6 protein-coding genes are annotated in these 5,496 nt (G+C 71.7%); all 6 read right to left on the reverse strand.

What is annotated here, in order from left to right; all coding sequences use genetic code 11:
* On the reverse strand, window positions 1–812 hold an 812-nt coding region (locus tag ETQ85_RS25340), incomplete at its 3' end, for a hypothetical protein (RefSeq protein ID WP_222862315.1).
* A gap of 97 nt (window positions 813–909) precedes the next feature.
* Complete coding sequence (locus ETQ85_RS25345) at window positions 910–2,877, reverse strand: hypothetical protein (RefSeq protein ID WP_187394874.1); 1,968 nt, start codon at window positions 2,875–2,877, stop codon at window positions 910–912.
* A 41-nt stretch (window positions 2,878–2,918) separates the two neighbouring features.
* Window positions 2,919–3,845 carry a hypothetical protein gene (locus tag ETQ85_RS25350; protein WP_148581780.1) on the reverse strand — a complete coding sequence of 309 codons (927 nt, stop codon included), beginning with the start codon at window positions 3,843–3,845 and terminating at the stop codon, window positions 2,919–2,921.
* The gene (locus tag ETQ85_RS25355; RefSeq protein WP_148581781.1) at window positions 3,842–4,114 is read right to left on the reverse strand and encodes a hypothetical protein; all 273 of its coding nucleotides are present in this window, start codon (window positions 4,112–4,114) and stop codon (window positions 3,842–3,844) included. Before ETQ85_RS25355 ends, ETQ85_RS25350 begins: the two co-directional genes overlap by 4 nt.
* Before the next feature lie 7 nt (window positions 4,115–4,121).
* Window positions 4,122–4,445, reverse strand: coding sequence for a hypothetical protein (locus ETQ85_RS25360; RefSeq protein WP_148581782.1), 324 nt, complete (start codon window positions 4,443–4,445; stop codon window positions 4,122–4,124).
* Between the two features lie 17 nt (window positions 4,446–4,462).
* On the reverse strand, window positions 4,463–5,496 hold a 1,034-nt coding region (locus ETQ85_RS25365; protein ID WP_246128913.1), incomplete at its 5' end, for a phage tail protein.

The raw sequence follows: 5,496 nt of genomic DNA on the forward strand, positions 1-5,496 counted from the left end.
TCGGCGAAGGCCGGCACAAAGGCCGCATCGACGCCGATCAGCCCGATCGGTACGCCGAATTCTTCCCACGGCAGCATGCCGTCGGGGGTGAGGGCCCGTTCGGCGTCGAAGACCCGGTAGGCCAGGGTGTTGCGCAGGCGCGGGCCGGGGGCCGGCAGCGCCGGCCATTCCACCGGCCAGGCGTACCACAGCAGGCGCACGGCGTCGGCGAGGCGCCAGTCTTCGAAGCTCACGTTGCCTTCGGCGCAGCCGCAGCACTCGCAAGGGTCCAGCGGGTCGATGCCGGCGACGTCCACCGCCACCGGTTGCAGGACGAGGATGCCAGCCAGGGGCAGGGTGCCGGGGTTGCTGCTCAGGAACTCGCCGAGGCTCGGGCCGATGATGCGGTTGCGCAAGGCGCCGGTGCCGCCACCCCCGCCATCGGGGAGGTCGGCCGGGACGACTACCGGCAGGCCGTAGAAGTCCACCTCGATGGGCCGCGCCAGCCAGACGTCCTCGCCGCTGGCGGCCAGCCCGCTGCCGGCGGCGATATGCAGGCGCACCGTGGGGCGGGCACCGGTTTCGGTGGGAGGCGTGATGACGTAGTCGAGTTCCAGCCCCTGGGCGATGCCCGGTGTGAAGGCCTGGCCGCGCTGCACGACATGTCCGGCGGCCCAGTGGCTGCGGGCATCCAGGGTCGGTGCGGTGAGGGCCCGGCTGGGGAAGAGATTGGGACGCCGCAGCCAGGTCGTCGCGGCTTCGGCGGCGTCCGCGGGGGAGAGCTGGAGGACCTGTTCCCCGGGAAGGGGCAGGCGGATCGGCGTGGTACTCATGGTCAGGCTCCTCGTTCAGGAGAAGGGCGGTTCCGGCCAGACGGGGCTCGGGACAAGGCGGCTCCGCGCGGCGCGGGCCATCCGGCGTGCTTTCGGGTCACTTGCCTTTTCCCTTTCCCTTGCCCTTCGCTCCGGGCTGCGCTTGTGCCCCTTCCGCCGGTGCCTGTGTCGCGCGCAGAACGGGGCCTGTGCTGATGCGTGTATCGGTGACCACTGGCCGTTCCACAACCGTTGTCGTGTTGCGCAGCGGCGTGGTGAGGATCGACGGGACGACGGTGAAGCCCGTGGCGGGCAGCGCTGTGCCAGTCAGGGTGGAGCCGATCCGGGACAGGGATTCGGTCGGGGCGACAGCGGCTTCGCGGTCCAGATTCAGCCAGTCCGTGCGGTTGGCGATGCCTTGCAGTGCGGCCGGGTCGCTGCCGACGTTGCTGCCGCGCTCGATCCGCGACAGGCCGCTGCCGACCTGGCTGCCGGTGAGGGTGGCGGCGGTGCGCAGGGCGCTGGCCTGGTCGAGGTCGGGCACCCGGCTGAATTCGCCGATGGCCGCGGCGGTGAGGGCCGGCGAGTCGGCAAAGCGCGGGGAAGCCAGCAGGTTGCGCAGTTCGAATCCGGCCGCCGGGGTGGCCCGTTCGAGCAGGGTGTCGAGTTGGTTGCGCAGGCCCAGTCCGTCGAGTCGCAGGCGCAGGCGATCGTTGGTGATGATGTCGGCACCGGCAAAGCGCAGGGCGGTGCCGGCCAGATCCTCCCGGTAGGCGATGTTGCGGCGGCGCACGAACCACAGGCCGGGCAACTGGGCGAGGCGCTGCCATTCGGCGTCGGAGGGGCTGGTCGGGTCCGGCGGAATCACCACCGACCGCGGCAGGCGGATGCGCTGGAGGATTTCCAGCGGCTTGCGTGCGGCAATCAGGTTGGGGGCGGCGGGCCGCACGGCGCGGCGCAGGCTGGTCAGGCGGGCCACCACGGCCCGCCATTCGTTGCGCGGCACCGGGGCGAGGATCAGCACCGAGGTGGATTCGAGGGTTTCGGCGGCGGCGCCGAGGTCGATGCCGGGCAGGGCCAGCGATTCCTCGATCAGGGCCGGCAGCTCATCTTCGGGGATGATCGAGAAGTCCACGTCGATTTCCGCCGGAAAATAGCCCTGGGTGAAGTCGGTCGGGTTGATGACTGCCGGCGGCAGCGGGCCGGCCGGGGGCAGGGCCGAGAAGTGGCTGGCGGCCGGAAAGCTGCGTCCGTTGGCGGCCTGGGCCGCGTCGGCGACGTGCGCCTGGTGCTGCAGCAGGTAGGCCAGACGCAGGGCGTGGGGAGCGAAGCCGAGGCCGGGCAGGTCGCTGCGGTTGGCGCCCAGTTCGCGCCGCACCATCGGTGCGTCGATCCACTCCACGGTGTTGTTGGCCAGGGCGATCATGGCCAGCGGCAGCAGGTTGGCCGACACGCCGCGATCGACGCCGTCGAAGAAGATCGCCCGGGCGGCCTTGGCGCGGCGCTCGTCGGCGGACTGGGCGTTGCCGTCGTCGGGCCACGGCACCAGCACGATGGCGGTGGCCTCGATGATGTCGCCGTCCTCTACCGTACGCTGGCCGGTGATCGAGGTGGGGTAAGCGCCGATCGGGTTGGCGGTGAATTCCACCGGCCGCAGGGCCAGCACGAAGAGCCCGTTGCGGCTGCGCAGCGGTGGCTGGGGCAGCCGGCCGAGGCCGAAGCGGGCGGTCAGCTGTTCGGCGCGGGGAATGTCGGCGAGGCGCACGGTGAGGCTGGAGTGCAGCAGCACCAGCTCGCCCGACGGGGTAATGCCATGCCCGGCACCGATGACCAGGCTTTGCGCTGCAGCGCCCTCGCTGACGGCCAGGCCGACGGCCACGCCGCTGCCGGCAGCCTTGCCCAGATCGGCCTCACGGGTGAGGAAATACTGCTGTTCGCGGATCAGGTCGCGGGCCGCCAGGAAGCGGCCGTCGAACCAGCGCGGGCGTTCGCGCCGGGCGTCCTGCACCAGCGCGCCGGCTTGCCGCAGGGCGGCGACGTCCTCGGGGGCGATCCTCTCGCGGTTGCTTCCCTTTACAAGGTTCATGGCGAACTCCTGATGATGTTGTCCGGTGGCGTGTGCCCGCTTCAGATCCCGACCCAGCGGCCGAGCAGGCCCAGCGACGGGATGAAGCGGCGCGACCAGTTGTCCACGAGGACCGCCGTGCCGTCCCGCTGCGGCGGCACATCTGCCGTCACCGGGATCAGCACGCGGGCCAGAAAGACGGCGGTGGGGTCGAAATCCCGCGGGTGTTCGGCGGCCGGGGCCAGCTGTCCTTCCTGGCCGCTGCGTCCGCTGGCTTCCCAGCCGGCCAGTACGGCGTCCTGCAGGGCGGCGCGGCGGGCGGCCGGGTCGGCGATGGCGGCCAGATCGGGGCCCGGGTTGGGCAGGCCGCTGTAGGCGTCGTCGAGTGCGTCGCGGGCCACCAGCAGCAGCTCGTAGGCGTCCGACAGGCGCGCGGTGGCGACCGCGTCGAGGGCATCGAAGGGGCCGCTGGCGAAGCTCGGGGTGAGCCCCGTTTCGCAGGCCACGAAGCGCAGGAAAACGTCGGCGACCACGGCCCGTGCGGGGACGGCCGGAATGTCGCCGGTGCCGGCTTCGGCCTGGATGCGCGCACTGAGGAAACGCGGCAGGTTGGCGTAGGTGGCGCGGCGCAGGCTGTCGCCACCGTCGGCGGCGAGGCTGGCGTCCCACCAGCGTTGCAGGCGCAGGCAGGCCGGGCGGCCGATCTCGACGAGGCGGCCGAGGCGGTCGATGGCCACGCCGGCGGCGACGCGGATCTCCTCGGGGCGGTCGGTGGGCAGGTCTGCGGCGCTGTGGCTGACGGCCAGCCCGGCCAGGGTGCCGCCGCCGGACAGCAGGGCCAGGGCCTGGGCCAGACGGCCGCGGTGGTAGGTTTGTTCGGCGCTGAAGTCGGCGGCGTCGAGCAGCATCCCGGTGGCGTAGAAGGGACGCTGGGGCCGTGGCCGGGCATACAGCGGATCGGCTTCGGGGAGGCGGGTGAGGGCACTCATGTCGGTTTGCTCCGCTTGGTTTTGCGCGGGGTGCGCCCGGGTCGCAGGACGACCGGCGTGGTGGTTCCGGTCAGGATGATTTCCGGCCGGTCCGGTATCGGTGTGAGGACGCGGCTGACGGTGACGACGGCCTCCACCGGCGCACTGCGGCGGCCTGCGCTGTCCACCACGACGAGCTGGAAGCGGTGTCCGCCAACAGGCAGGCCGGCATCCACCACGATGACCGGTTCGACGCCCGGGATAGCCTGTCCGACGGCAAAGCGGGCCATGTCCGTCTCAGCCGATGACCGTTGTGGGGCCGAGGTAGGTCCACACGAACTGGACGATGCGGCCGCCGCCGACGTCGAAGGAGCGACTGCCATCCAGGTTGAAGCTGTTGCCGAAGGCAACGATGCGCGGCACGTTGAGGACCGCGGTGGGTGCCGTCTGGTCGGCGATGATCATCTCCACTTCGTCGGCGGCGGAACGGTTGCCCGCGTCGTCCACCACGATCAGCCGGAAGCGGTGGCGGCCGGTCGGCAGGGGCCGGTCGGGATTGACCGTGACCTCGATGGTCGGGGTGTCGGTGGTGATGTCGGTGTTGATCACAAAGTCAGCCATGGCACTCTCCTTGGGGTTCAGATTTGCGGCAGGCGCCGCCAGATAAAGCTCGCGAGGCTGCGAGCGGGGGCAGCCCGGGAGCCGCTGCCATCCAACATGAAGGATTCGCCGAAGGGCACACGGCGGTCGTCGCCGGCATCGGCGACCGGGAGTTCGAGCGGCGGCGGTGGCGCGGCGGCACCGGCCATGCGCGGGTCGACCGCCACCGGGCCGAGGACGAAGTCCTGCCCGAGGCTGCTGCGGTTGACGCGCGCCGGGAGCGGCCGGCGTGGCGGGCCAAGGTAGGTATCGACGCCGAGCAGGCTGGCGATGCCGACGAGAAACGGCCAGGTGGCGCTGAGCACGCGGGTCGCCACATGGGCGGGGCCTTCCAGTTCGACGATGCGGCGCAGCAGGCCGAGGTCCTGGGGGCTGACGCTGTGGTGCACCAGCACCGTGGCGCGGTTGGCCAGTTCGTCGAGAAAGGCCAGCACGGCGCTGTTTTCGGCGTCGCTGGCCACCTCGGGGCGGAACAGGGCGAGCAGTTCGGCCTGCTCCCGTTCGCCGAGAATCAGGGTGTCGCCGACCACCGAATTGCCGCTGATGACGAGGCCGGGCAGCAGCGGGTCGTGCTCATCGGAGAGATTCACCCCGAGCAGGGTGGCCAGGGTGCGGCGCAGCCGGAAGTCTTCCAGCACCACGATCGCGCCGCTGCGCACGGCGCCACCGCTGGCAATGTCGAGGGCCATCTGCAGGCCGGCCTTGGTGCCGTGCAGGCGTGCCAGCCACGGGGCGGCGGCCAGCCAGGCGCGCCGCCGCTCCTGCGGCAGGGCGGGGTCGAAGGCCACGCCGATCCAGGTGCCGAGCCAGTCGAGCCGGGCTTCGGGCACGCTGCTCGGGTCGGTGAGGAGGTGGGCGGCGCCGATGCGGTCTTCAACGGTGGTGAGGAAGCCTTCGAAGCTGGCCAGGAAACGTTCCAGAAAATCTGCCGGGGTGGCCTGCGGGCGGTAGAGGGCGATTTCCGCGGCGCTGCGGCGCAGCGGCCAGGCGCGGCCGCTGGCCGGATCGCGCA

The organism is Zoogloea oleivorans, from assembly GCF_008107625.1.
Classification (GTDB): Bacteria; Pseudomonadota; Gammaproteobacteria; order Burkholderiales; family Rhodocyclaceae; genus Zoogloea; species Zoogloea oleivorans.

Bases quoted from the DNA above. Each gene is read 5' to 3' on its own strand.
- ETQ85_RS25345 (WP_187394874.1), bottom strand. From the start codon at position 2,877: ATGAACCTTGTAAAGGGAAGCAACCGCGAGAGGATCGCCCCCGAGGAC.
- ETQ85_RS25350 (WP_148581780.1), bottom strand. From the start codon at position 3,845: ATGAGTGCCCTCACCCGCCTCCCCGAAGCCGATCCGCTGTATGCCCGG.
- ETQ85_RS25355 (WP_148581781.1), bottom strand. From the start codon at position 4,114: ATGGCCCGCTTTGCCGTCGGACAGGCTATCCCGGGCGTCGAACCGGTC.
- ETQ85_RS25360 (WP_148581782.1), bottom strand. From the start codon at position 4,445: ATGGCTGACTTTGTGATCAACACCGACATCACCACCGACACCCCGACC.